This window comes from Pseudomonas sp. R76, from assembly GCF_009834565.1.
Lineage (GTDB): Bacteria > Pseudomonadota > Gammaproteobacteria > Pseudomonadales > Pseudomonadaceae > Aquipseudomonas.
Genome location: NZ_CP019428.1, coordinates 1,882,050 through 1,904,251 on the forward strand (window position 1 = coordinate 1,882,050; position 22,202 = coordinate 1,904,251).

Genomic DNA, 22,202 nt, shown 5'->3' on the forward strand with positions numbered 1-22,202 from the left:
CTGTATAAAAAGAAAAGTCAGTCACGTTCCAGCACCACCACCCGTTGCCCGGCGCCAATGCCGCTGCCGGGTTGCACCGGGATCTCGCGCACGGTGCCGGCGAAGGGCGCCACCACCGGAATTTCCATCTTCATGGACTCAAGAATCACCAGCACGTCGCCGGCCGCAACCCGCTCACCCGTAGCGACCTGAACCTGCCAGAGGTTGCCGGCGATCGGGCTGTCGACGCTGACCTCGTTGGCCAGCAGCGGTGTGTCTTCGCCCAGCGGCGCGGCCAGTTCTTCGCTGTCGTAATGCGCCTGGCCACTGGCGATCCAGCGCTCGCGCTCGGCATTGAACGCGTGCTGTTGATGCTCACGAAACGCGCCGATGCTCGACGCTTCCCGCGCCAGAAACGCCTGGTAATCGGCCAGGTTCAATTGGCTGTGTTCGATGCTCAACTCGAAGCGGCCCAACGGGAAATCACGGCGGATCTGCACCAGTTCATCCGCACTCACCGGATAGAAGCGAATCTGGTCAAAGAACCGCAGCAACCACGGCTTGCCGTCAAACGCCGCGACTTCGCGATAGCGGTTCCACATCTGCAACGTGCGCCCCACAAACTGATAACCGCCCGGGCCTTCCATGCCGTAGACACACAGGTAGGCGCCGCCGATGCCCACCGAGTTTTCAGCGGTCCAGGTGCGCGCCGGGTTGTATTTGGTGGTGACCAGGCGGTGACGCGGGTCCAGCGGCGTGGCCACCGGCGCGCCGAGGTAGACGTCGCCCAGGCCCATCACCAGGTAGCTGGCGTCGAACACGGTGTGGCGCACTTCGTCGAGGTTGGCCAGGTCGTTGATACGCCGGATGAACTCCAGGTTGCTCGGGCACCACGGCGCGTCCTTGCGCACGGTGGTCATGTATTTCTCGATCGCCAACTGGCACGCCGGGTCGTCCCACGACAACGGCAAGTGCACGATGCGCGAGGGCACTTGCAGGTTTTGTGTGGCGCACACGGCGGCCCACTGCGTGGTGATCAGCGGCAGCAAATCGGCCAGGGGCAGTTGTTCGGGCTGGTAGTGGATTTGCAGCGAGCGGATGCCGGGGGTCAGGTCGATCACGCCCTGCAAGGCGCGGGTTTGCAGGGCTTGCATCAGCGCGTGGGCACGAAAGCGCAGCACCAGGTCGAGTTCGGGGGCGCCGATTTCCAATAGCAAATGGGTGTCGCCGGCGAGGCGCGCGACGAGGCGGGTGTCGTCTTGCCCAATGTCCAACACCACCGGCGACTCAATCAAATGTGGGAGCGGGCTTGCTCGCGAATGCATCACCTCGGTTTGACTGACAGACCGAGTCGCCTGCATCGCGGGCAAGCCCGGCTCCCACATTTGATCCCATTTCAAGGCGAGATCGCGGGCGGTCTTGAGATCGATAGGTTCAAACCTGATCTTGTCACCTGCCTTGAGTTGCCCGAGCTGCCACAAGTCCGCCTCAATCACCGTCACCGGGCACACAAACCCACCCAGGCTCGGCCCGTCCGGCCCCAGAATCACAGGCATATCCCCGGTAAAATCCACTGCCCCAATCGCATAGGGATTGTCATGAATGTTCGACGGATGCAGCCCCGCTTCGCCGCCGTCCGTACGTGCCCACGCTGGCTTGGGGCCGATCAACCGCACGCCGGTGCGGCTGGAGTTGAAATGCACTTCCCACTGGGTGGCGAAGAAGGTGTCGATGTACTCCGGCAGGAAGTATTCCGGCGCGCCATGGGGGCCGTAGATGACCCGCAGCGTGCGCACGTCCGTCAGCGGTTCGGCGATCAACTGCTGCCCGGCGCTGGCGTCTGCCAACGGCAAAACATGCAACACATCACCCGCCCGTAAAGCCCGCCCGCCGTGCCCGCCAAACTGGCCGAGGGTGAAGGTGCTTTTGCTGCCCAGGTAGTCCGGCACTTGCAGCCCGCCACGCAGGCACAGGTAACTGCGCGCACCTGAACCTGCGAGTGTGCCAAGGCTCAATACCGCGCCCGGCTCGATCAGCAGCGCGGTGTTCATCGCCACCGCTTGGTCATTCAATAACAGCGGGATTTCTGCCCCGGTGACGGCAATCACCGCTGCACAATTGAAGCGCAACAGCGGCCCGCTCATGGTGATTTCCAGTGCCGCCGCGCCGTCACTGTTGCCCAGCAGACGATTGCCCAGGCGCAGCGCGCGGCTGTCCATCGGCCCTGAAGGCGGCACGCCGACGGCCCAGTAACCGAGGCGCCCAGGATAGTCCTGCACACTGGTTTGCGTGCCGGCACTGAGTACTTCAAAGGTGTTGGCGCTGTAGACCAGGTCTTCCAGGCAACGCGTCCACGGGCGGCCGCTGGCGAAGGGCGGGGCGAGCAGGATCTGGCGCAGGTAATCGCGATTGGTTTCCACGCCGTAGAGCTGGCTGTCGCTCAATGCTTGATGCAACCCCAGGCGCGCCTGTTCGCGGGTTGGCGCCCAACGGATGAGCTTGGCGATCATCGGGTCGAAGTACGGCGCAATCTCGCAGCCGGCTTCTACCCACGTGTCGATCCGCAGCCCATCGGCCACCGGGAAGTCCACACGGGTCAACAGGCCTGGGCTCGGCTGGAAATCCTTGCCCGGGTCTTCCGCATACAGCCGCGCCTGAATCGCATGGCCGTGGGGGTTCAAATCCAGTGTATTGAGCGGCGGCATTTCGCCCGCCGCCAGCTGCACCATCCAGCGCACCAGGTCGACGCCCCAGACTTGTTCGGTTACGCCGTGCTCGACCTGCAGCCGCGTGTTCACTTCGAGGAAGTAGAAGCGGCCGTCGGCGCTGTCAAAGATGAATTCCACGGTGCCGGCGCTGCGGTAATTTACCGCCTTGGCCAGGGTGATGGCGGCCGCGCACAAGGCCTCGGCCATGCCGTCGGGCAGGTTCGGCGCGGGGGTTTCCTCGAGGACTTTCTGGTTACGCCGCTGCACGGAACAGTCGCGCACACCGAGGGCGATGACGTCGCCCGCGCCGTCGCCGAACACCTGCACTTCGAGGTGGCGAGCGTGCTCGATGTACTTCTCGATAAACACACCGGCGTCGCTGAAATTGTTCTGCCCCAGGCGTTTGACCGCCTCGAACGACTCGCTCAATTCGGCCGCGCTGCGGCACACGCGCATGCCGATGCCGCCACCGCCGGCAGTGCTTTTGAGCATCACCGGGTAGCTCAGCGTGTCAGCGGCCAACAACGCAGCGTCGAGGCTGTCGAGCAGTTCAGTGCCTTCCAGTAAGGGAATATGGTGGTGCTTGGCCAAGGCGCGCGCGGTGTGTTTGAGGCCGAACACACGCAGCTGTTCGGGCGTCGGCCCGACGAAGGCGATACCGGCGCTTTCACAGGCTTCGGCAAAGGCGGCGTTTTCCGAGAGAAAGCCGTAGCCGGGGTGGATGGCCGTGGCGCCACAGGCCTTGGCGGTGGCGAGGATTTTTTCCACCGCCAGGTAGGTGCCGGCTGCCGCGCCTTCACCGAGGCTGTAGGCTTCATCAGCTTGCTGGATATGCAGGCTGGCCGCGTCGGCTTCGGCGTACACGGCGATGCCCTTGACGTGCAGCTCACGCAACGTGCGCAGGATGCGGCAGGCGATGGCGCCACGGTTGGCGATCAACAGTTTTTCGAACATGGCAAAACCCTGCGGGCCGTCCCGCAAAAGGATAAACACTGCGGTCGTCCGGAGTGCATGCGGTCAGTGTGGGAGCCGGGCTTGCCCGCGATGGCGGTGGGTCAGTTAACCCACTTTTAGCTGCTAGGCCGCTATCGCAGGCAAGCCAGCTCCCACAATTGATCTCTATTGTTTGTGCAGGCACTGCCCGGCGCGGGCTTGGCACAGGGCGAACAACCACTTACGCAACCGTTTCATTTTCAGTTCCATACCAGTAACTCCGCAGGGGTCGGGTTGTAGGCGTTGCACGGGTTGTTCAGTTGCGGGCAGTTGGAGATCAGCACGATCACGTCCATCTCTGCGCGCAAATCGACGTATTTGCCAGGGGCGGAAATGCCGTCTTCAAAGGTCAGCCCGCCATCGGCGGTGACCGGCACGTTCATGAAGAAATTGATGTTCGGCCCGATGTCGCCTTTGCCCAGGCGCCCGTCGTGGGCGCAGGCGCGCAGGTAGTTGTCGCGGCAGCTGTGCATGTAGCGTTTTTCCAGGGCGTAGCGCACGGTGTTGCTCTCTTGGGCGCAGGCGCCGCCGAGGGTGTCGTGGCGCCCGCAGGTGTCTTCCACGATGGTCAGCATCGGTTGGCCGAGGTTGGAATACAGCACGCTGCCGGTGCTCAGGTACACGCGGTTTTGCCGACGCAAGGTGCGCTGCACGTCGTAGCGTTCCTTGGGGTTTTGGCGGCTGTAGAACAGGGTGTCGACGGCCTGGTTGCCCTCAAGGTCGAGGATGCGCAGGGTCTGGCCGGCCTTGACCTCCATCAGCCACGGCTCGCCGGCGGGAATGGTCGCGCGGTACACCGCGGCGTCGGGTTGTTTAAGTGCGATAGACATGGCAGCTCCTCAGGCGAACAAGCGGTCGGTGTTGATAAAGCCGCGCTCGTTTTCCGGGCGCGACGTGCGGCAGTGTTCGGCGACGCTGGGGTCGGCGTTCATCCAGCTCAGTTTCAGCGGTTGCGGGGCGTAGTTCGGGTTGGGGTCCATCGGGTGTTGCAGGGCGGTGAGCACCACCAGCGTGTCCATCGGCGCGTAGAGTTCGATGTAGTCACCGGCCTTGGAATTGCCTGGTTCAAAGTGCAAACCACCGTCGCCATCGACGCTGACCCGGCTGAACAGGTTGAGGGTCATCAGCAGGTCGGAGAGCCCCAGGCCCCACTTGCCGAGTTCCACCAGCAGGTTGTCGGTGCCGTTGCGGAAAAAGCCGTTGCGCAGTTCCTGATAGCGCCCCTGGCCGTACTTTTCGGCCACCTCGGCGGCACACAACACGCCGCCGATGCTGTCGCTCCAGCCGCAGGTGTCGGCGGTGATGGCGGCCAGTACGCGGCCCATGTCCGAGTACAGGCAATGGCCGCGGGTGAGCTTGGCGGTGTGTTGGCATTTGAGGCTGTCGGGCAGGTTCAGGCGCTCGGTTTTTTCATTGGCATTGAGCAAGGTCAGGCTGACATTGGCGCCGCCGCGAATGTCGGTGAGGCGCAGCAGTTGGCCGCGCTTGAGCACGAAGGAACGGTGGCCGCCGCCGGGCAGCATTTCTACGGCGAATGGCGGGAACAGTTGAGTCGAATCGTTCATTGGGCAGAGGCTCCAAGTTCGGCGGCGAGCGCTTTGCGGCGCGCGCTGTTCAAAGGGATGTCGTAGGTGATACGGGCGCCATAGGCGCCGGGGGCGTGGGGATCGACGCGGACTTTGTCGAAGACCAGCAAGCGTGTGCCGAGGCTGAAACCTTCGCTGAGGTCGTGGGTGACCATGAACACCGTCAGCCGGGTTTCGCGCCATAGCTCCAGTAACAGCTGGTGCATATCTTTGCGAATGCCCGGGTCGAGGGCGCCGAAGGGTTCGTCCAGCAGCAATACGCGCGGTTTCATGATCAGCGCCTGGGCGATGGCCAGGCGTTGTTGCATGCCGCCCGAAAGTTGCGCCGGGTATTTGTCCAGGGCGTGGCCGAGGCCGACCTTGAGCAGCAACGCCGCCGCCTGTTCCCGGGCCTGCTGTTTGGCCTTGCCGAACAGCCGGCCGAGCCAGGGCGCACGTGGCAATTCCAGGCCCAGGGCGACGTTGTCGAGTACGGTCAAATGCGGGAACACCGAGTAGCGCTGGAACACCACGCCACGGCTGGCATCCGGCTCGGCGGCGAGCGCTTGGCCGTCCAGCAGGATTTGGCCTTTGCTCGCGGTTTCCTGGCCCAGCAGCAGGCGCAGGAAGGTGGATTTACCGCAACCGGAGGTGCCGACCAGGGTGCAAAACTCGCCCTCGTCGACGTGCAGGTTAAGGCCTTCCAACACCACTTGGTCGCCGTAGCGCTGCCACACATTGTTGACGCTGATAAAGCTCATGCGCGCGCTCCTTCGTACCAGGGGAACGCACGGCGGGTGAGGGTTTTCAGGCCCCAATCCATCAGCCAGGCGAGCAGGGTGATCCACACCACGTAGGGCAAGATCACATCCATCGCCAGGTAGCGGCGCACCAGGAAAATCCGGTAGCCCAAACCGTCGGTGGAGGCGATGGCTTCGGCGGCGATCAGGAACAACCACGCCGAGCCGAGCATCAGCCGCAGCGAGATCAGCAGGCGCGGCAGCAATTGCGGCAGCACCACACGCAGCATCAGCGTCCAGGTGGAGGCGCCGAGGGTCTGCGCCTTGACCAGCAGCTCGACGGGAATTTCCCGCGCGCGCTGCTCCAGATCGCGCGCCAGGGCCGGGGTGATGCCGATGACGATCAGCATCACCTTGGACAATTCCCCCAGCCCGAACACGATGAACAGAATCGGCAGGACCGCCAGCGGCGGCACCATCGACAGCACGGTCAGCAGCGGCGAAAGCGGCGCGCCAAATAGCGGCAGCGTGCCGGCGGCAATCCCCAGGCACAGGCCGGCGATGGCGCTGATGCCTAAGCCGATGGCCAGGCGGCGCAGGCTTGACGCGCTGTCTTGCCACAGCACGTATTCGCCGGTACGGGTGTCGGCGCTGAACGCCAGGCGCTTTATGGCGTCGCCCATTTGCATGGCGCTGGGCAGCAGCTTGTCGTTGGGGTTTTCCGCCAGACGCTCCGCCGAGCCTACAAAGTAGGCGAACAGCAGCAACGCGAACGGCAGGATCACCAATAACAGGCGGCTTGAGCGTTCCGGGTGACGGTTGATCAGGCGCATGGCCGGGTCCTCTTACAGCGTGCCGTCGGCGGCCATCTGCACGTAGCGGGGGTCGAAGTGCAGCTTCAGGTTGGCGGTGTCGCCGCTGGTCACGCCATTGGCGAAGCTCATGCCGACGGCGCTGGTGTCCTTGGCGCCTTCGCCGAGCAGGCCGTGTTCAAACGAGAACTCGGCGACTTTGCGCATGGTCGCCGGCAACTGCGCGCTGTTGGCGAAGGCCAGGGCTTCCTTGGGCGTGGCGAACAGCTTGGTGGTGTCCAGTTGCGCCTGGAAACCCTTGAGGTCAGTGCCGGAGGCCTTGGCCATGTGTTCCAGGGCGTCGGTGCTGGCGGCGTTTTTCGCGTTCATCAGCGCCACCACTTCAAACCAGGCGCCGGTGAGGGCTTTGCCCAGCGCCGGGTTGTCTTTCAGGACCTGGGTGTTGACCACCATCATGTCCATGATTTCGCCGGGCACTTTGCTCGAGTCGAAGACTTGCGTGACGCCAGGCTTGGCCTTGATCTCCGAGAGCATCGGGTTCCAGGTGGTGACGGCCTGCACTTGATTGGTGTTGAAGGCGGCGGCGATATCGGCGTCGGAGGTGTTGACCACTTTCAGGTCTTTTTCAGTCAGGTCGGCGGACTCCAGCGCGCGGGCCAGCAGGTAGTGGGAGACGGAGAGCTCCACCAGGTTGACGTTCATGCCCTTGAGGTCGGCCACGGTCTTGCCGGTGCCCTTGATCACCACACCGTCGTTGCCATTGGAGAAGTCGCTGACCACCAGCGCGGTGCTGTCCACGCCACCGGCGGCGGGGATGGTCAGGGCGTCCATGTTGGTCATGGTGCAGCCATCGAACTGGCCGGCGGTGTATTGGTTGATCGATTCGACATAGTCATTGAGCTGCACCATGTCGATCTTGATGCCGTATTTCTTCGCCCATTTGTCGAGGATGCCTTGGCTGCCGGCATACTCCCACGGCATCCAGCCGGCGTAGATGGTCCAGCACACACTGAAGTGGTCTTTGGCGGCGGCGGCTTGGGTCTGGACGCTCAACACGGCGGCGAAGGCGGCGGCGAGCAAGGCGGGTAAACGCGGTAGTTGCATGGGGTTTCTCCAGTTGATCGTGGGCGGGCAGGGAGCAACGCGGCACCGTGAACGGTGGCTTGTCTCCCGGGCTTTTATCCCGCCGTGTAACCTCAACTGGAGGTCGCCAACTCTCGGACCAGCCACTCGCGTCAAGCGAGCCGGAACCCTAGTCAGCCATTGCAAATTGTGGTGCCGCGAACCTGTGATGAATCCTGCACGGGTTAGGCAAAGCGAGAGTCGTGCCAAGTGCGCACAGGCCCGGTTTTCAGCCGGGCAGGCGGGTGGTGAGGGCGGATATCGAGGGACGAGTGCGCCAAGCGGGTGCGCTGGCGCACTGCGATGAGGCGGTTACAGCTTGAACTTGCTGACCAGCACGTTGAACGAGGTCGCCAGGCGTGACAGGTCCTGGCTTGAGGCATTGGTCTGGTGCGCGCCGGCGGCGGTCTGGGTCGACAGGTCCTGGATGTTGAGCAGGTTTCTGTCCACTTCGCGGGCAACCTGAGCTTGTTCTTCGGACGCGGAGGCGATCACCAGGTTGCGCTCGTTGATCTTCGTCACGCTGGCGGTGATGCGCTGCAACGCTTGCCCGGCGTTTTGCGCCAAGGCTTGTGTGTCGTTAGCCCAACTCAAGCTTTTGTTCATGGCGGCAACGGCGTCATCGGCGCCGACTTGAACATCACCAATCATTTTTTCAATGTCGACCGTGGAGGTTTGGGTGCGATGGGCCAAGGCCCGGACCTCGTCGGCGACCACAGCGAAACCTCGACCTTGCTCGCCCGCGCGGGCAGCTTCGATAGCCGCATTGAGTGCTAACAGGTTGGTCTGGTCTGCGATACTGCGGATGACATCAATCACCTTGCCGATTTCGCGCACCTGGTTGGCGAGGTCCGCGACCGATTGCGTCGAATCGTTGATCTCCACCACCATCGATTCCATGCCCGACACGGCCTGCTCCACTTGCTGGCGGCCTTCCTCGGCTTCGGTGGTGGCCTGATGGGACGCTTGCGATGTCGACACTGCATTGCTCGCCACTTCGTCCACTGCCGTCGTCATCTGGTTTACGGCGGTGGCGGCTTGCTGGATTTCGTCATTCTGGCGGGTCAGGCCACGGGTGCTTTCATCGGTCACCGCACTCAGTTCTTCGGCGGCCGACGCGAGCTGGTCAGCAGCGTTGGCGATCTCCACCAGGGTGCTTTTGAGGCCGCCCTGCATCTCGGACAGCGCCATCAGCAGTTGCCCGGCTTCGTCGGTGCGTTCCGTGACGATGGCGTGGGTCAGATCACCATTGGCGATGCGTTGGGCGCTTTGAACCGCTTGTGCGATAGGGCGGGTGATCAGGCGCGTGATCAGCAGACCGATGGTAATCGCAATGATGAAGGCCAGGACGATGCCGCAGATCATCCAGGTCAATGCGCTGTCGCGCAGGTCTTCGGCGGCGATCGCGCCTTCTTTGATCTGGCGGTTATTGGAGTCGATCATCACGCGGATCAGCTCGCGGGCCTGGCGGAACAGTTCATTGTTGCTGGTGTTGAGTTGCGTGCGGGCCTGTTCTGCCTGGCCGCTGTCGAGCATCGCGATGATGCGTTCGGAGTTGCTGACGTAATTTGGCCAGAGCTGGTCGAGCTTGTCGCCCGCCACTCGTTCGTCATCCTCCAGAGGCGTGGCGCGGTAGGTGGCATACGCCACCTGGCTGCGCTTGAGTTCGTTGCTGATGTCCTGACGCACACGGTCACGGTCTTGCTGGGTAACGTCGCCCTTGCTGGCATCCAGGAGTCGGTATAGGCCACGGTTGTGGGCGACCAAGCCATTGAGCGTGGCGGCGGTGTTGCTGACGGACACCAAGTTATTGGAGAAGGTCAGCTCCAAGGCGTTAGCCAGTCTAACGACACCTTTGATCCCCAATAAGCCAACGCCGAGGGTGACAAACGCACACAGAACGAACGAGAGCAGCAGTTTGGTTGAGATTTTCATGGCTTGGATCCGACGACAGTAAGTGGGGGCTCGCGCTAGAGCCTCCTTGCTCACGATCGAAATCACAATGACATCATCGCAATTGCGGAAGTTTCAGGGCAACTGAAATTACTTAATCGATTAAGCCAGTGTTTCTTCGGCGTTCAATGCCTGCGTGGTTGACACGGGGACACCCGCCGTCGGTACAGGTGTATCAAGCTGTTACGAAAACGCACCAGATTCGGTTTTTGATGTCAGATATTTCGTCATTCAATGAAAGACGAATGCCGCCCTTCAGCGTCGCTGAAGGTGCTCTCCAGCGGTCCAGGAGGCCGCCATGTATCGACGAATGCTTCTTAGCGCTTTGCTCGGCCTGACGCTCTCAGCCTGTGTGCCCTACTACGACGGAGGGGGCGCCACTTACTATCGCTCCGAGGTCTACACCGCTCCCGCGCCGGCCTATTACTACGGCGGCCCGGCTTATTATCAGTACGGGCGCAGCTACTATGCGCCGCCACCGCGTTACTACCCGGCGCCTCGGTATTACCGGCCAGCGCCCGGTTATTACCCAAGGCCCGGATACCGGCCGTACCCGAACCAGGGCTGGGGCGGTAACCGTTGGGGCAATGGTGGCGGTGGGCATAACCAGGGCGGCAACCGGGGCGGTGGCCATGGTGGTGGGCACCGTTAGACGTCGGACAAATCCGCCAGCGGATGGCGGCCTTCCCAGGCTTTGTGGAAGTGCGCTTCTATCACGGCTTGTGGGATCGCATTGATGTCCGGCCAGTGCCAATGCGGCGTCTGGTCCTTGTCGATCAACCGCGCGCGCACGCCTTCGGCAAATTCCGGGTGACGGCAGCAGTTCAGGCTCAAGGTGTATTCCATCTGGAACACCTGGGCCAAGGACAGGTGCCGCGCTCGCTGGATCTGCTCCCACACCAGGTGCGCGGTGAGCGGGCAACCTTCGCTGAGGGTTTTGCCGGCGCGACTGAACAGCGGGTCGGCGTGGTCGCGCAAGGGGCTCAAGGCCCGCCAGGCGCAACGCACATCGCCCACATCCAACCATTCATCGATCTGCGCACGGCGCGGTAGCCATTGCGCCTCGGGTTGCTGGCCGACGGCTTCCTGGGCCAGCGCCTTGAGCAGGCTGTTGAGCTGCATCGCGGTTTGTTCCTGCCAGTTCAGTTGCAGCAGGCCTTCAATCAGTTCGTCCTGTTGGTCATCGCGCAGGAAGCGGTCGGCCAAACCCAGGTCCAGGGCATCGCGACCGTTGATATGCGCGCCGGTGAGGCCCAGGAACACCCCCAGCTTGCCCGGCAGACGCGACAGGAACCAACTGGCGCCCACATCCGGGTACAAGCCGATGCTGATCTCGGGCATCGCCAAGCGGCTGCTCGGTGTGACGATGCGCACCGCTGCGCTTTGCAGCAGGCCCATGCCACCGCCCAGCACGTAGCCATGGCCCCAGCAGATCAGTGGTTTGGGATAGGTGTGCAGGCGATAGTCGAGGCGGTATTCAGCGGCAAAGAACTGTGCGGCCAGGGCGGGCACCTCGCCGGGGTGTTCACGGCAGGCCTGGGCCAGGCTGCGCACTTCGCCGCCAGCGCAAAAGGCTTTTGCGCCGTTGCCGCGCAGCAGCACGCAGGCGATGTTCGGATCTTTGGCCCAGCTATCCAGGCGTTCGCTCAGGGCCAGGATCATCGGCAAGGAGAGTGCGTTGAGGGACTTTTCAGCGTCCAGGCTGGCGATGCCAAGGCGGGCACCGTCGCTGCCGGTCAGCTCTTCGAAGTGCAGGTTCATCGTGACCTCAATCGAGAAAGTGAACGATCAGTATGATCGCTCCGTGGGAAAGTGCCGGTTGTGTGTCAGATCAATTGACAAGCGGGGTCGGCTTTCCTAGGGTTCGCCCATTCTTTTTTTACGCGACGAACACACCATGACCGAAGGCGACCGTATCAAACTCGAACCCAGCTGGAAACACGCCCTGCGGGACGAGTTCGACAAGCCCTACATGGCTGAGCTGCGCGAGTTCCTGCGCCAGGAACACGCCGCCGGCAAAGAGATTTACCCGCCTGGCCCGCTGATTTTCAATGCACTCAACTCAACGCCGTTGGACAAGGTCAAGGTGGTGATCCTTGGCCAGGACCCGTACCACGGCCCGGGCCAGGCCCACGGTTTGTGCTTCTCGGTGCAACCGGGCGTGCCGACGCCGCCCTCCCTGGTGAATATTTACAAAGAGCTCAAGCGCGACTTGAACATCGACATCCCCAACCACGGTTGCCTGCAAAGCTGGGCCGACCAGGGCGTGTTGATGCTCAACACCACCATGACTGTGGAGCGCGCGAATGCCAACGCGCACGCGGGCAAGGGCTGGCAGTTCTTTACTGATCGGATCATCGAAGTGGTCAGCGAGCATCAACCGCACTTGGTGTTTTTGCTGTGGGGTGCCCATGCGCAAGGCAAGCAAAAGCTGGTGGATGCGACCAAGCACCTGGTGCTGACGTCGGTGCACCCCTCGCCACTGTCGGCGTATCGCGGGTTCCTGGGCTGCGGGCATTTCAGCCGCACCAACAAGTTTCTTGAGCAGAATGGCGAGACGCCGATTGAGTGGCGGTTGCCGCCACTCTAAAGGTTAATCGCAACCCAATGTGGGAGCGGGCTTGCCTGCGATGACGATCTGTCAGCCGAGATATTTATTGACTGAACCACCGCTATCGCAGGCAAGCCAGCTCCCACATTGGAGTTTTGTGAAGGCTTAGATTTTTTCCGGCTGACGGTTCCAGTGCCGGAACAACGGCTCCGCCAGAAACAGCACAAACAACAAGCGCATCACCTGCATCGCCGTCACCAACGGCACCGACAGTTGCAGGGTTTCGGCCGTCAGGCTCATTTCAGCAATACCGCCCGGCATCATGCCCAGGGTGAGTGAGCGCAAGTCCAGATGTGTCAATGCACTCAAGCCCACCGCCGCCAACGTCGCCAGCGCCATGGTCAACGCCGTGCCTAGCAGCGTACGCGCCATGAACGACGGTGCCCGGCGAAAGAACTGACGGTTGAAGTGGCAGCCCAACCCGCTGCCGATCAGCCATTGGCCGATCTGGCTGCCGCCATCGGGCAGGCCGATGTGCAAATCCCACACAACACTGGCGGTCGCACTGACCAACAGCGGGCCGAACAGCCACGGGTTGGGCTGACGCAAACGCTGCCAGCCCCAGGCCACCAGCGCCCCAAGCGGAAACAGCAGCGCCAGCCACGCCCAGCTCACCGTTGCCGGATGAAACTGCGGCGCGCCGCCTTCCAGCACGTACTTGAAGATCGCCGGCACACACAACACCACCACCAGCACACGCAGACTCTGCCCGGCCGCGACACGGCTGAGCACCGCGCCATTGCGCGCGCCGAGGTTGACCATCTCACCGGAACCGCCCGGCATGCTCGAGAAGAATGCGGTGGCGCGGTCTTCCCCACTGCGGCGCATCAACCACACGCCGACAATGCTCGACAGGCTGGTGACCAGCGCGCCGAAAAAGATCAGGCCAAAGTGGCTCATCACCTGCTCGATCACCACCGGGGTGAAGTGCAACCCGATGCCGATGCCCACCACCCATTGGCCGCATTTGCGCCCGCCGGGAATCTCGGCCAACTGCCACGGCGTGAGGCAGCGCACCAGAATGATCGCCAGCAACGAGCCGACCATGTACGGCAATGGCCAGCCGACGAGGCTGGCCAGGTAACCGCCGGCCAGGCCGACCAGCGGTGTTGCCCACCATTGTTTAAAGGTGACCTCAGACATCGGCCAGGGCACGACGCTGTTGTGCGCGTTTGCGCCAGATACGCAGCACCGGCACAAATAGCATGATCGCGGTCAGTACCCAGACACCAAAGGTGATCGGGCTCGACCACAGGATCTCCAGCGCACCGTTGGAGATCGACAGCGCGCGGCGCAGGTTCTGTTCCATCAGACCACCGAGGATAAAGCCCAGCAGCACGGGCGACAGCGGGAAGTCCAACTTGCGCAGGATGTAACCGAAGATGCCGATGCCGACCATCAGGAACAGGTCGAAGGTGGTGGCGTGAACCGCGTACACACCAATCGCGGTGATGATCGCGATCACCGGCACCAGCGCCCAGTTCGGCACGGCGAGGATGCGCGTGAAGATACGGATCATCGGAATGTTGAGGATCACCAGCATGATGTTGGCGATAAACAACGAGGCGATCAGGCCCCAGACGATGTCCGGTTGCTGTTGGAACAGCAGCGGGCCAGGCGTGATGTTGTACAGCGACAGGGCGCCGATCATCACCGCTGTGGTACCCGAACCGGGTACGCCGAGGGTCAGCATCGGCACCAGGGCGCCGCAGGCGGAAGCGCCGATGGCGGTTTCCGGCGCGGCCAGGCCACGCATGTCGCCCTGGCCGAATTTACCGCTGGCGCCGGCCAGGCGTTTCTCGGTCATGTAGGCAACCGCCGAAGCGAGTGTGGCGCCGGCACCCGGCAACACGCCCATGATGAAACCCAACAGGCCGCAGCGGATGTTGACCACGAAAACCGCGGACGCTTCCTTCAGGTTGAACATCATGCGTCCGGTAGCTTTTACCGCTTCCTGGCCACGGTGGGTTTTTTCCAGCAGCAGCAGGATTTCGCTGATGGAGAACAGGCCCAGCACCAAGACGACAAACTGAATGCCGTCGGTGAGGTGGATGTTGTCGCCGGTAAAGCGGTACACGCCGCTGTTGGCATCGATGCCGACCGCTGACAGGAACAGACCGATCAGCGCTGCGACAAAGGTCTTCAGCGGTTTGTCACCGGCCATACCGCCGAGGCAGACAATCGCGAACACCATCAGGACGAAATATTCCGCCGGGCCGAAGGCAATCGCCCACTTGGCCAGCAGTGGGGCAAACAGCACCATGCCGCAGGTGGCGATAAACGCACCGATGAATGAGCTCCACGCCGACAACGACAGCGCCACACCGGCCAAGCCTTTGCGGGCCATCGGGTAGCCGTCGAGGGTGGTCATTACGGTGGAGGCTTCACCGGGGATGTTCAACAGGATCGAGCTGATACGCCCGCCGTATTCGCAGCCCAGGTACACGGCGGCGAGCAGGATCAAGGCCGACTCGGGCGGCAGGCCCAGGGCGAACGCGATAGGGATCAACAGCGCCACGCCGTTGATCGGGCCCAGGCCCGGCAACAGGCCGACCACGGTACCGATCAGGGTGCCGCACAGTGCGGTCACCAGGTTGTAAGGGGTCAGTGCAACGCCGAAGCCCTGGCCCAAGTAGCTGAAAGTATCCATATCAGTTCTCCAGAACGTCGAGCAGTCCGAGGGGCAACGGTACGTCCATGGCTTTATCAAACAGCAGATAAAGCCCGACGCTCATCAAGGTGATAATCACCGCACCCGGCAACCAGCGGCCGCCGTACAGCCGCGCCATCGGAATACCGATCAACATGCTGCTAAGAATGAAACCCAGGGATTCGAACGTGCCGGCGAACACCAGCAGCAGGACGACGCAGACGCCAATCTTGACCAGCGTATCGCGGTCCAGTGGTGGCTCTTCTTCAGTATGTTTGGTGGCTTGTGGACGAAACAGCATGTAGATCAGTGCCAGGCTCATCAGCCCGAGCATCAGCAGCGGGTAGGCCCGTGGGCCTACCGGCTCGTAGGAAAACGACGCCTGATATGGCCAGGCCATCAGTGCCAGGCCGGCGCAGGCCAGCAGCAATACGGCGGCGAAAATGCGTTGTAAGAGCATGTGAAACTCCTGGGCCGCGCCGCCCGTTGAGAAGGGCGCGGCCGCGCAAAAGAGGGGCGATTACTGGATCAGGCCGAACTCTTTGGCCAGTACTTTGTAGTCAGCCACCTGTTTCTTCACGTAGGTGTCCAGCTCCGGGCCGGTCAGGGCGAACGGGAACAGCTCGCGCTGGTCACGCAGCTTGGCGAAGTCTTCGGAGGCCAGCAGTTTGTCGAACGCGTCTTTCCACCACGCGTAGTCGGCATCGCTGACTTTTGGCCCGAGGTAGAAGCCACGAACCACCGGCCAGACAATGTCGTAGCCTTGCTCTTTGGCGGTCGGAATGTTCTTCATTTCCGGCTCGTCCAGGCGCTCTTCAGCGAAGACGGCGAGCAGGCGCATGTCACCGCTGAGGATATGCGGCATGGAGTCGGAGATGTCGGTACTGCCGACCTGGATGTGGCCGCCGAGCAGAGCCGTGGCGATTTCACCGCCGCCTTCGAGGGCGACATAACGCAGCTCGCGCGGGTTGATGCCGGCGGCCTTGGCGATCAGCGCGGTTTGCATCCAGTCCTGGCTGCCGACGGTGCCGCCGGAACCGATCACGACGCTGCCCGGATCTTTCTTCAGGGCCTTAACCAGATCGTCGAGGTTTTTGTAGGGCGAATCGCTTTTCACCGCGATAGCGCCGTAGCTGGTGCCGACGGCGGCGAGCCAGCGCACGGCGTTTTCATCGAAGCGGCCAAACTTGCCTTGGGCCAGGTTCAACAGCGAACCACTGGACCACGCCACCAGCGTGCCAGCGTCTGCCGGGCGTTGAGCCACCACTGCGTTGTACGCCACCGCGCCCACGCCACCGGGCATGTAGGTTACGCGCATCGGCTTGCTCAGCAGCTTCTCGTTGACCAGCGCGCTTTGCGCCAGTTTGCAGGTCAGGTCGAAACCACCGCCAGGCGAGGCCGGGGCGATGCATTCCGGGCGCTTGGGTTCGTCGGCGGCCAGCAGTTGGCCGGCGAACAGCATGCAGCCGGCCGCGAGGGCCAATTTACGCAGTGAATAGGTCATCTTTAACTCCGTCTTTGTTGTTATGAGTTGTGGCTACCCGGCACGTGTTACCAAAGTGCGATGCTGTAACTGACCAGCACGCGCACTTCATCCGCATCACGCGCCGAATAGTTGGACCGGTACGTGGCATTACGCAGGCGCAGGGCAACGTCCTTGAACGTGCCGCTTTGCACGATGTAGCGGATCTCGCTGTTGCGTTCCCACTCCTTGCCGGTCTCGCCGTTCCTGAGCTTGATGTTGTCACCCGACAGGTAACGGCTCATGAAGCTCAGGCCGGGAATCCCCAGCTTGGCGAAGTCGTAGTCGTAGCGCGCCTGCCATGAGCGCTCTTGCGCGCCGGCAAAGTCGTTGATCTGCACGAAGTTGACCAGGTACGGATCGCTGCCATCCACATAGGGAAAGGCGCTGTCACCGGACATGTGCTGGTAACCGGCGCTGAGCTTATGGCCGTTGAGGGCATAGCTGAAGAGGCCGTTGAGGGATTTGTTGTCGATCTTGCCGCCATGGGCTGCGCCTGCGTCATCACTGATAGCCAGGCGCAGGTCGGTGCCGAAGGTGCCGGGGCCCATTGGGCGCGAGGCCACAAGGCCGAGGAAGTGCTGGCGGTAGACGTCGTCGAGCTGGGCGAAGTGGTAGCTGCCGGTGACCTTGTCGGCGAACTTGTAGTCCACGCCGCCGAAATTGAAGTGCTTGCCGGTGGCGCCGCTGACGAAGCGGCTGTTGCGGTTGTTAAGGGTAATGTCTTCGTAGTTGGTGTCGTCGCGGTCTTTGGCTTTATCCAGGCGGCCTCCGGTGAACACCAGATTCTTGAATTCTTTGGAAGTCAGCAGGCCGCCGTTGAAGGTCTGCGGCAGGATGCGCCCGTCGTTGGGCTTGAGAATCGGCAGCTCGGGGATCAGTGAGCCGACTTTCAGCTCAGTGGCGGAGATCTTCACTTTGCCGGTCAGGCCCAGCTTGGAGTACTCATTGGCAGCGCGGCCGTCGTCGTGGGTCGGCAACAGGCCGGTGCCGGTGCGGTCGGGGCTGGAGTCGAGCTTGACCCCGAGCATGCCCAGCGCATCCACGCCAAAGCCGACGGTACCGTCGGTGTAGCCCGATTGCAGGTTGAGCATGAACCCCTGGGCCCATTCGTCACGCTTGGATTGCTGCGCACTGGTGCCGTCGCGAAAGTCGCGGTTGAAGTACATGTTGCGGGTTTCAAGGGTGGCACTGCTGTCTTCGAAGAAGGCAGCCTGGCTAAGCGGCGAAAAGCCGGCAACGGCAGTGGCACTGGCAAAGCCGGTCTGGGCAAGGCGAGAAAAACGAACAGGCGGGCAAGCCTGGGGCTGTGTCGACAGCATCGTTGTGTACTCCGTTATTGTTCTTATTTTGGCGAAAACGCTTCGAGGCGTTTTTCTGGCGCTACGGATCAGGTAGCTCGGCGGGCATTACCCACCGTCGCTGGATGCTAAAGGGCGAAGCTTTCACTAACCTTTCAGTTGTCTTTCAATGTTTTCGGGCTTCACAGGGCAGTGGGCGCCTGTAAACTGCCCGCCAAAGCGTGGCGTCGACCATGCCCGAATGAGGTGAAAATCCATGCGTGTCCTTCTGGTTGAAGACCATTTGCAACTCGCCGAAAGTGTCGCCCAGGCGCTCAAGAGCACGGGTTTGACCGTCGACGTGCTGCACGATGGCGTGGCCGCGGACCTGGCCTTGAACAGCGAGGAATATGCGGTGGTGATCCTCGATGTCGGGCTGCCACGCATGGATGGTTTCGAGGTATTGGCGCGTCTGCGGGCGCGTGGGAAAAATCTGCCTGTGTTGATGCTCACCGCGCGCAGTGATGTGAAGGACCGCGTGCATGGCTTGAACCTTGGTGCCGACGACTACCTGGCCAAGCCGTTCGAGTTGACCGAGTTGGAAGCGCGGGTCAAGGCGTTGCTGCGCCGCAGTGTGTTGGGCGGCGAGCGCCAGCAGGCGTGCGGTGTGCTGGTCTATGACCTGGATACTCGGCGGTTCACGGTAGGCGGCGAACTGCTGACGCTGACCTCTCGCGAGCAAGCGGTGCTTGAAGCGCTGATCGCCCGTCCTGGCCGGGTAATGAGCAAAGAGCAGCTTGCCTCTCAAGTATTTGGCCTGGATGAAGAGGCCAGCCCCGATGCGATTGAAATCTACGTGCACCGCCTGCGTAAGAAACTCGACGGCCAGCCCATCGCCATTGTGACCTTCCGCGGCCTCGGCTATTTACTGGAAGCCCGCGATGCATAAGCCCAGCAGCCTGCGCTGGCGCCTGCTGTGGAACCTGGCGCTGTTGCTGGTGGTGTTGATGCTCGCCAGTGGCATGAGCGCCTACTGGAATGGCCGCGAAGCCGCCGACACTGCCTATGACCGCACGTTGTTGGCGTCGGCGCGCACCATCGCGGCCGGCTTGACCCAGGTAGATGGCACCTTGAGTGCCAATGTGCCTTATGTGGCGTTGGACACCTTTGCCTACGACAGCGCCGGGCGTATTTATTATCAGGTCAATGACATCGATCAAAAGCTGATATCCGGCTACGAAAACCTTCCTGGCCCGCCGCCCGGCACGCCCCGCACCGATGATTACCCGGCGTTGGCAAGGTTCTACAACGCGACTTACCAGGGCCAGCATGTGCGCGTGGTCAGCCTGCTCAAGGCGGTCTCCGAACCGAACATGAATGGCATGGCGGAAATTCGCGTTGCCGAAACCGATGAAGCCCGCGAAAGCATGGCCCGTAGCCTGCTGGCCGACACGTTGTTGCGCCTTGGGATGTTGGCGGTCGGTGCATTGTTGCTGGTGTGGTTTGCCGTGAGCGCCGCGCTGCGCCCATTGGAGCGCCTGCGCACGGCGGTGGAAGAGCGCCAGCCCGACGACTTGCGGCCATTGCCGCTGGTGGAGGTGCAGCATGAGTTCGGCCCGCTGGTGCGTTCCCTCAATCACTTTACCGAGCGCCTGCGTGGCCAATTCGAGCGCCAGGCGCAGTTTATCGCCGACGCCGCCCACGAACTGCGCACCCCGCTGGCGGCGCTCAAGGCGCGCTTGGCGTTGGGCTTGCGCAGTGAAGACCCGGCAACATGGCGCAGCACGCTGGAAACCGCCGCGCAGGGCACCGATCGCCTGACTCACCTGGCCAATCAATTGCTCTCGCTGGCACGCATCGAAAACGGCGCGCGGGCGATTGCCGAAGGCGGCGCGCAATTGCTTGACCTCAGCCAGTTGGCCCGCGAGTTGGGCATGGCCATGGCGCCGCTGGCCCATGCGCGTGGTGTGGCGCTGGCGTTGGAGGCGGATGAGCCGGTGTGGTTGCGCGGCGAGCCGACGTTGTTGAACGAGTTGCTGAGTAACTTGGTGGATAACGCACTGGCCCACACACCACCGGGTGGCAATGTGATTTTACGGGTTATGGCGCCAGCCATCCTGGAAGTGGAAGACGATGGCCCGGGCATCCCGCTGGATGAGCGGGACCGAGTGTTTGAGCGTTTTTACCGCCGTAGCCAGCAGGGCATGGGCTCAGGCCTGGGGCTGGCGATTGTCGGTGAGATCTGCCGCGCGCATCTGGCGCAGATCAGCCTGCATGATGGTGATTTGGCGGGGTTGAAGGTGCGGGTGAGTTTTATCGCTGGGTGATCAGTAAAACATCGAGCGCGCTTCATCCAGTTCGGCACGCAGGGCATCGCTGTAAGGGTCGACCCGTAATTTCTTGATCGCCGGCAGGCTGGAAACCGGCACATTCGCCAGCGGGTGGTCAGTACCACGATGGCAATACAGTACGGCAACCTGCACCAGGTCGATGTAGTCCAGGCTCGGAGAGTCGCGCTGCAGGTCCAGGTATTGCCCTGGCAGTTTCGCCAGCATTTCCGGGAAGTCCCAGCCACCCAGCAGTTTGTCTCCCAGCAACGGGTGGATGCTGTCGATTACATGGTTGAGGCTGACCGGGTCGGAGAGCAGCTCGTAGTGGTCTTCGGCGTAAGTGAGAATCGGCAGCACGCCAATCTGATGCACCAGACCGCCGAGGGCCGCCTGGTCCGGCTTGAGCTGGCTGTGGCTGCGGCACAAGGCATAACTCACGCCCGCCACTTCCAGGCTGCGGCGCCACACTTCGCGCATTTTCAGTTCGACGACTTCGGAGCGGGCGTGGAAGATTTGTTCCATCACCAGCCCGATCGCCAGGTTGCTGCTGTAGTTGGTGCCCAGCCGAGTGATGGCGGTGTGCAGGTCGGTGACTTCCTGGGTCGCGCGCAGCAGTGGGCTGTTGACCACTTTGATCAGGCGCGCCGACAGGGCGGTATCGCGACCGATCATTTTGCTCAAGTGGCTGATGCTGATATCCGGGTCTTCAGCGGCCTGACGAATGTTCAGGGCCACTTCCGGTAATGTCGGCAGAACCAGGTCATCGTTGTCGATGGCCGTCACTAAAGCCTGTTGGACTTTTTCCGCCAGCTTGTTCATTCATGCTCTCTAGGGTGTTGCAAAAAGGTACGGCAATTAACGCTGGATCTCTTTATCGCGATCCAGCTGGTAAGGCAGATCGAGCAGGTGCAAGCCGGGACCTTCCAGGGTGCCCAAGTGCACATCGCCACTGTCGGCAGCTTCGGCTTGCAGCACGGCGAGAAGTTCAACGGTTTGGTCAGTTTTTGCTGCGATAACGACTTCGCCGATCGCGCTGTTATGGCTGGGGGAAAACAGCGGCGTGCCTGGCTCGGGCAATTCGGCTGCATCAAGGCTGAGGCGATACAGGCGACGCTTGAGCTTGCCGAGGTATTGCATGCGCGCGACGATTTCCTGGCCGGTGTAGCAGCCTTTCTTGAAGCTGACACCGCCGACGGCTTGCAGGTTGAGCATCTGCGGGATGAACAGCTCGCGGGTTTGCGGCATGACCTGGCCGATGCCGGCGCGAATCTGGCCCAATAGCCAGTCATTTAAGTCAGCTTGTTGCAGCTGTGCGGCCAATTGAGTGCGCACAGCATCGGCTTGCTCGGCAGGCACCCAGAGTTCGGCGCGGCCGGGGGAAACGCGAATGGCGATCAATGCTTCGGTGCGCGCTACGCTGTCGGTCTCGGCGGGGAGCTCAAGGCCCAGCGCCGACAGCGCCTGATCGGCATTGGCCAGGCCGAAACGCGCCCAGGCGGCGCTTTCGTCGGTGAGCTTGGACTTGGAGAACACTGCGTATTTTTTCAGGTCGGCAAGTTGTGGTTCGAGCAGCTCTGTGGCCATGGCCAGGAGCACGCCATCACCTTGCAGCAGGATGCGAAAACTTGACTGCATACGGCCTTTTTGCGTGCAACGCGCGCCGAGGCTTGCCTGGGTGTCGCTCAGGTAATTGAGGTTGCAGGTCAGTTGCCCTTGCAGGAATTTGGCAGCGTCGGAGCCGCGGACGGCGAGAACGCCTTCGTGGGTCAAGGGGCAGAAAAAAGCAGAGTCGGCCATGGGTCATCGCAGGTCAAAAAGTCATGAGTGCATCATAGAGGGGCGCCCGGCAAATGGATAGTTTCCGTATGGGGCGACCAAAGCCGACTGGTCCGGTGCCATCGGGCCTGTATACTTGCGCACTATTTGAGGAGCGCTCC

General features: G+C 62.2%; 19 protein-coding genes, 1 pseudogene and 1 riboswitch. Of the genes and pseudogenes, 4 read left to right on the forward strand and 16 right to left on the reverse strand.

Features of this window, described 5'->3' with window-relative positions:
- Positions 1-17 precede the first annotated feature (17 nt).
- From uca to PspR76_RS31615, 8 genes and pseudogenes are all read right to left on the reverse strand, one after another.
- The gene (gene uca / locus PspR76_RS08555) at positions 18-3,641 is read right to left on the reverse strand and encodes an urea carboxylase (protein ID WP_159954803.1); all 3,624 of its coding nucleotides are present in this window, start codon (positions 3,639-3,641) and stop codon (positions 18-20) included.
- 239 nt (positions 3,642-3,880) lie between these two features.
- Complete coding sequence (locus PspR76_RS08560) at positions 3,881-4,510, reverse strand: urea amidolyase associated protein UAAP2 (protein WP_159954804.1); 630 nt, start codon at positions 4,508-4,510, stop codon at positions 3,881-3,883.
- Positions 4,511-4,519: 9 nt separating this feature from the next.
- A complete protein-coding gene (locus PspR76_RS08565; RefSeq protein ID WP_159954805.1) occupies positions 4,520-5,245 on the reverse strand; it encodes an urea amidolyase associated protein UAAP1 in 726 nt (241 codons plus the stop codon).
- Positions 5,242-6,006 (reverse strand): ABC transporter ATP-binding protein, encoded by a 765-nt coding sequence (locus PspR76_RS08570; protein WP_159954806.1) that lies wholly within the window; start codon positions 6,004-6,006, stop codon positions 5,242-5,244. Before PspR76_RS08570 ends, PspR76_RS08565 begins: the two co-directional genes overlap by 4 nt.
- Positions 6,003-6,818 carry an ABC transporter permease gene (locus PspR76_RS08575; protein WP_159954807.1) on the reverse strand — a complete coding sequence of 272 codons (816 nt, stop codon included), beginning with the start codon at positions 6,816-6,818 and terminating at the stop codon, positions 6,003-6,005. The genes PspR76_RS08570 and PspR76_RS08575 overlap by 4 nt, the downstream gene beginning before the upstream one ends.
- Before the next feature lie 12 nt (positions 6,819-6,830).
- Positions 6,831-7,901, reverse strand: a complete 1,071-nt coding sequence (locus PspR76_RS08580) for a putative urea ABC transporter substrate-binding protein (RefSeq protein ID WP_159954808.1) — start codon at positions 7,899-7,901, stop codon at positions 6,831-6,833.
- Between the two features lie 61 nt (positions 7,902-7,962).
- Positions 7,963-8,064: riboswitch (guanidine-I (ykkC/yxkD leader) on the reverse strand.
- A 167-nt stretch (positions 8,065-8,231) separates the two neighbouring features.
- Positions 8,232-9,110, reverse strand: coding sequence for a methyl-accepting chemotaxis protein (locus tag PspR76_RS31610; protein WP_442966822.1), 879 nt, complete (start codon positions 9,108-9,110; stop codon positions 8,232-8,234).
- Positions 9,090-9,854: pseudogene (locus PspR76_RS31615) on the reverse strand (MCP four helix bundle domain-containing protein); the annotation flags it as partial. The gene PspR76_RS31610 and the pseudogene PspR76_RS31615, both read right to left, overlap by 21 nt.
- A gap of 316 nt (positions 9,855-10,170) precedes the next feature.
- On the opposite strand from PspR76_RS31615, the gene PspR76_RS08590 reads away from it, so the two are divergent.
- The gene (locus PspR76_RS08590) at positions 10,171-10,524 is read left to right on the forward strand and encodes a hypothetical protein (RefSeq protein WP_159954810.1); all 354 of its coding nucleotides are present in this window, start codon (positions 10,171-10,173) and stop codon (positions 10,522-10,524) included.
- On the opposite strand, the gene PspR76_RS08595 is transcribed toward PspR76_RS08590, so the two are convergent.
- Positions 10,521-11,633 carry an enoyl-CoA hydratase/isomerase family protein gene (locus tag PspR76_RS08595; RefSeq protein WP_159954811.1) on the reverse strand — a complete coding sequence of 371 codons (1,113 nt, stop codon included), beginning with the start codon at positions 11,631-11,633 and terminating at the stop codon, positions 10,521-10,523. The two genes, PspR76_RS08590 and PspR76_RS08595, sit on opposite strands and share 4 nt — an antisense overlap.
- A gap of 136 nt (positions 11,634-11,769) precedes the next feature.
- Here PspR76_RS08595 and ung point away from each other — a divergent pair, with 136 nt between their 5' ends.
- Positions 11,770-12,462 (forward strand): uracil-DNA glycosylase, encoded by a 693-nt coding sequence (gene ung, locus PspR76_RS08600; protein ID WP_159954812.1) that lies wholly within the window; start codon positions 11,770-11,772, stop codon positions 12,460-12,462.
- 126 nt (positions 12,463-12,588) lie between these two features.
- Here the strand turns inward: ung and PspR76_RS08605 are convergent, their stop codons facing one another.
- Genes PspR76_RS08605 through PspR76_RS08625 form a run of 5 tightly spaced genes read right to left on the reverse strand, consistent with a single transcriptional unit; the run spans position 12,589 to position 17,977 of the window.
- Positions 12,589-13,626, reverse strand: coding sequence for an AbrB family transcriptional regulator (locus PspR76_RS08605; RefSeq protein ID WP_159954813.1), 1,038 nt, complete (start codon positions 13,624-13,626; stop codon positions 12,589-12,591).
- Positions 13,619-15,133 (reverse strand): tripartite tricarboxylate transporter permease, encoded by a 1,515-nt coding sequence (locus PspR76_RS08610; protein ID WP_159954814.1) that lies wholly within the window; start codon positions 15,131-15,133, stop codon positions 13,619-13,621. Before PspR76_RS08610 ends, PspR76_RS08605 begins: the two co-directional genes overlap by 8 nt.
- Position 15,134: 1 nt before the next feature.
- Complete coding sequence (locus PspR76_RS08615) at positions 15,135-15,593, reverse strand: tripartite tricarboxylate transporter TctB family protein (protein WP_159954815.1); 459 nt, start codon at positions 15,591-15,593, stop codon at positions 15,135-15,137.
- Between the two features lie 60 nt (positions 15,594-15,653).
- Positions 15,654-16,637, reverse strand: a complete 984-nt coding sequence (locus tag PspR76_RS08620; protein WP_159954816.1) for a Bug family tripartite tricarboxylate transporter substrate binding protein — start codon at positions 16,635-16,637, stop codon at positions 15,654-15,656.
- A 47-nt stretch (positions 16,638-16,684) separates the two neighbouring features.
- Positions 16,685-17,977, reverse strand: coding sequence for an OprD family porin (locus tag PspR76_RS08625; RefSeq protein WP_159954817.1), 1,293 nt, complete (start codon positions 17,975-17,977; stop codon positions 16,685-16,687).
- A gap of 235 nt (positions 17,978-18,212) precedes the next feature.
- Here PspR76_RS08625 and PspR76_RS08630 point away from each other — a divergent pair, with 235 nt between their 5' ends.
- Both PspR76_RS08630 and PspR76_RS08635 read left to right on the forward strand, forming a co-directional pair.
- On the forward strand, positions 18,213-18,884 hold the full coding sequence (locus PspR76_RS08630) for a response regulator (protein ID WP_083359659.1): 672 nt from the start codon (positions 18,213-18,215) through the stop codon (positions 18,882-18,884).
- A complete protein-coding gene (locus tag PspR76_RS08635; protein WP_159954818.1) occupies positions 18,877-20,262 on the forward strand; it encodes a sensor histidine kinase in 1,386 nt (461 codons plus the stop codon). The genes PspR76_RS08630 and PspR76_RS08635 overlap by 8 nt, the downstream gene beginning before the upstream one ends.
- Here the strand turns inward: PspR76_RS08635 and PspR76_RS08640 are convergent, their stop codons facing one another.
- Both PspR76_RS08640 and ygfZ read right to left on the reverse strand, forming a co-directional pair.
- Positions 20,263-21,084: an HDOD domain-containing protein gene (locus PspR76_RS08640; protein ID WP_159954819.1), complete on the reverse strand. Its 822-nt coding sequence runs from the start codon at positions 21,082-21,084 to the stop codon at positions 20,263-20,265.
- Positions 21,085-21,120: 36 nt separating this feature from the next.
- Positions 21,121-22,062, reverse strand: coding sequence for a CAF17-like 4Fe-4S cluster assembly/insertion protein YgfZ (gene ygfZ / locus PspR76_RS08645; RefSeq protein WP_159954820.1), 942 nt, complete (start codon positions 22,060-22,062; stop codon positions 21,121-21,123).
- Between the last annotated feature and the right edge of the window lie 140 nt (positions 22,063-22,202).

Excerpts from the sequence above, each read along its gene's own strand:
- ygfZ (WP_159954820.1), bottom strand. The coding sequence starts at position 22,062 with ATGGCCGACTCTGCTTTTTTCTGCCCCTTGACCCACGAAGGCGTTCTC.
- PspR76_RS08570 (WP_159954806.1), bottom strand. The coding sequence starts at position 6,006 with ATGAGCTTTATCAGCGTCAACAATGTGTGGCAGCGCTACGGCGACCAA.
- PspR76_RS08625 (WP_159954817.1), bottom strand. The coding sequence starts at position 17,977 with ATGCTGTCGACACAGCCCCAGGCTTGCCCGCCTGTTCGTTTTTCTCGC.
- PspR76_RS08595 (WP_159954811.1), bottom strand. The coding sequence starts at position 11,633 with ATGAACCTGCACTTCGAAGAGCTGACCGGCAGCGACGGTGCCCGCCTT.
- PspR76_RS08605 (WP_159954813.1), bottom strand. The coding sequence starts at position 13,626 with ATGTCTGAGGTCACCTTTAAACAATGGTGGGCAACACCGCTGGTCGGC.
- PspR76_RS08580 (WP_159954808.1), bottom strand. The coding sequence starts at position 7,901 with ATGCAACTACCGCGTTTACCCGCCTTGCTCGCCGCCGCCTTCGCCGCC.
- uca (WP_159954803.1), bottom strand. The coding sequence starts at position 3,641 with ATGTTCGAAAAACTGTTGATCGCCAACCGTGGCGCCATCGCCTGCCGC.
- PspR76_RS08560 (WP_159954804.1), bottom strand. The coding sequence starts at position 4,510 with ATGTCTATCGCACTTAAACAACCCGACGCCGCGGTGTACCGCGCGACC.
- PspR76_RS08565 (WP_159954805.1), bottom strand. The coding sequence starts at position 5,245 with ATGAACGATTCGACTCAACTGTTCCCGCCATTCGCCGTAGAAATGCTG.
- PspR76_RS08630 (WP_083359659.1), top strand. The coding sequence starts at position 18,213 with ATGCGTGTCCTTCTGGTTGAAGACCATTTGCAACTCGCCGAAAGTGTC.
- PspR76_RS08640 (WP_159954819.1), bottom strand. The coding sequence starts at position 21,084 with ATGAACAAGCTGGCGGAAAAAGTCCAACAGGCTTTAGTGACGGCCATC.
- ung (WP_159954812.1), top strand. The coding sequence starts at position 11,770 with ATGACCGAAGGCGACCGTATCAAACTCGAACCCAGCTGGAAACACGCC.
- PspR76_RS08575 (WP_159954807.1), bottom strand. The coding sequence starts at position 6,818 with ATGCGCCTGATCAACCGTCACCCGGAACGCTCAAGCCGCCTGTTATTG.
- PspR76_RS08615 (WP_159954815.1), bottom strand. The coding sequence starts at position 15,593 with ATGCTCTTACAACGCATTTTCGCCGCCGTATTGCTGCTGGCCTGCGCC.
- PspR76_RS08590 (WP_159954810.1), top strand. The coding sequence starts at position 10,171 with ATGTATCGACGAATGCTTCTTAGCGCTTTGCTCGGCCTGACGCTCTCA.
- PspR76_RS08610 (WP_159954814.1), bottom strand. The coding sequence starts at position 15,133 with ATGGATACTTTCAGCTACTTGGGCCAGGGCTTCGGCGTTGCACTGACC.
- PspR76_RS08635 (WP_159954818.1), top strand. The coding sequence starts at position 18,877 with ATGCATAAGCCCAGCAGCCTGCGCTGGCGCCTGCTGTGGAACCTGGCG.
- PspR76_RS31610 (WP_442966822.1), bottom strand. The coding sequence starts at position 9,110 with ATGGCGCTGTCCGAGATGCAGGGCGGCCTCAAAAGCACCCTGGTGGAG.
- PspR76_RS08620 (WP_159954816.1), bottom strand. The coding sequence starts at position 16,637 with ATGACCTATTCACTGCGTAAATTGGCCCTCGCGGCCGGCTGCATGCTG.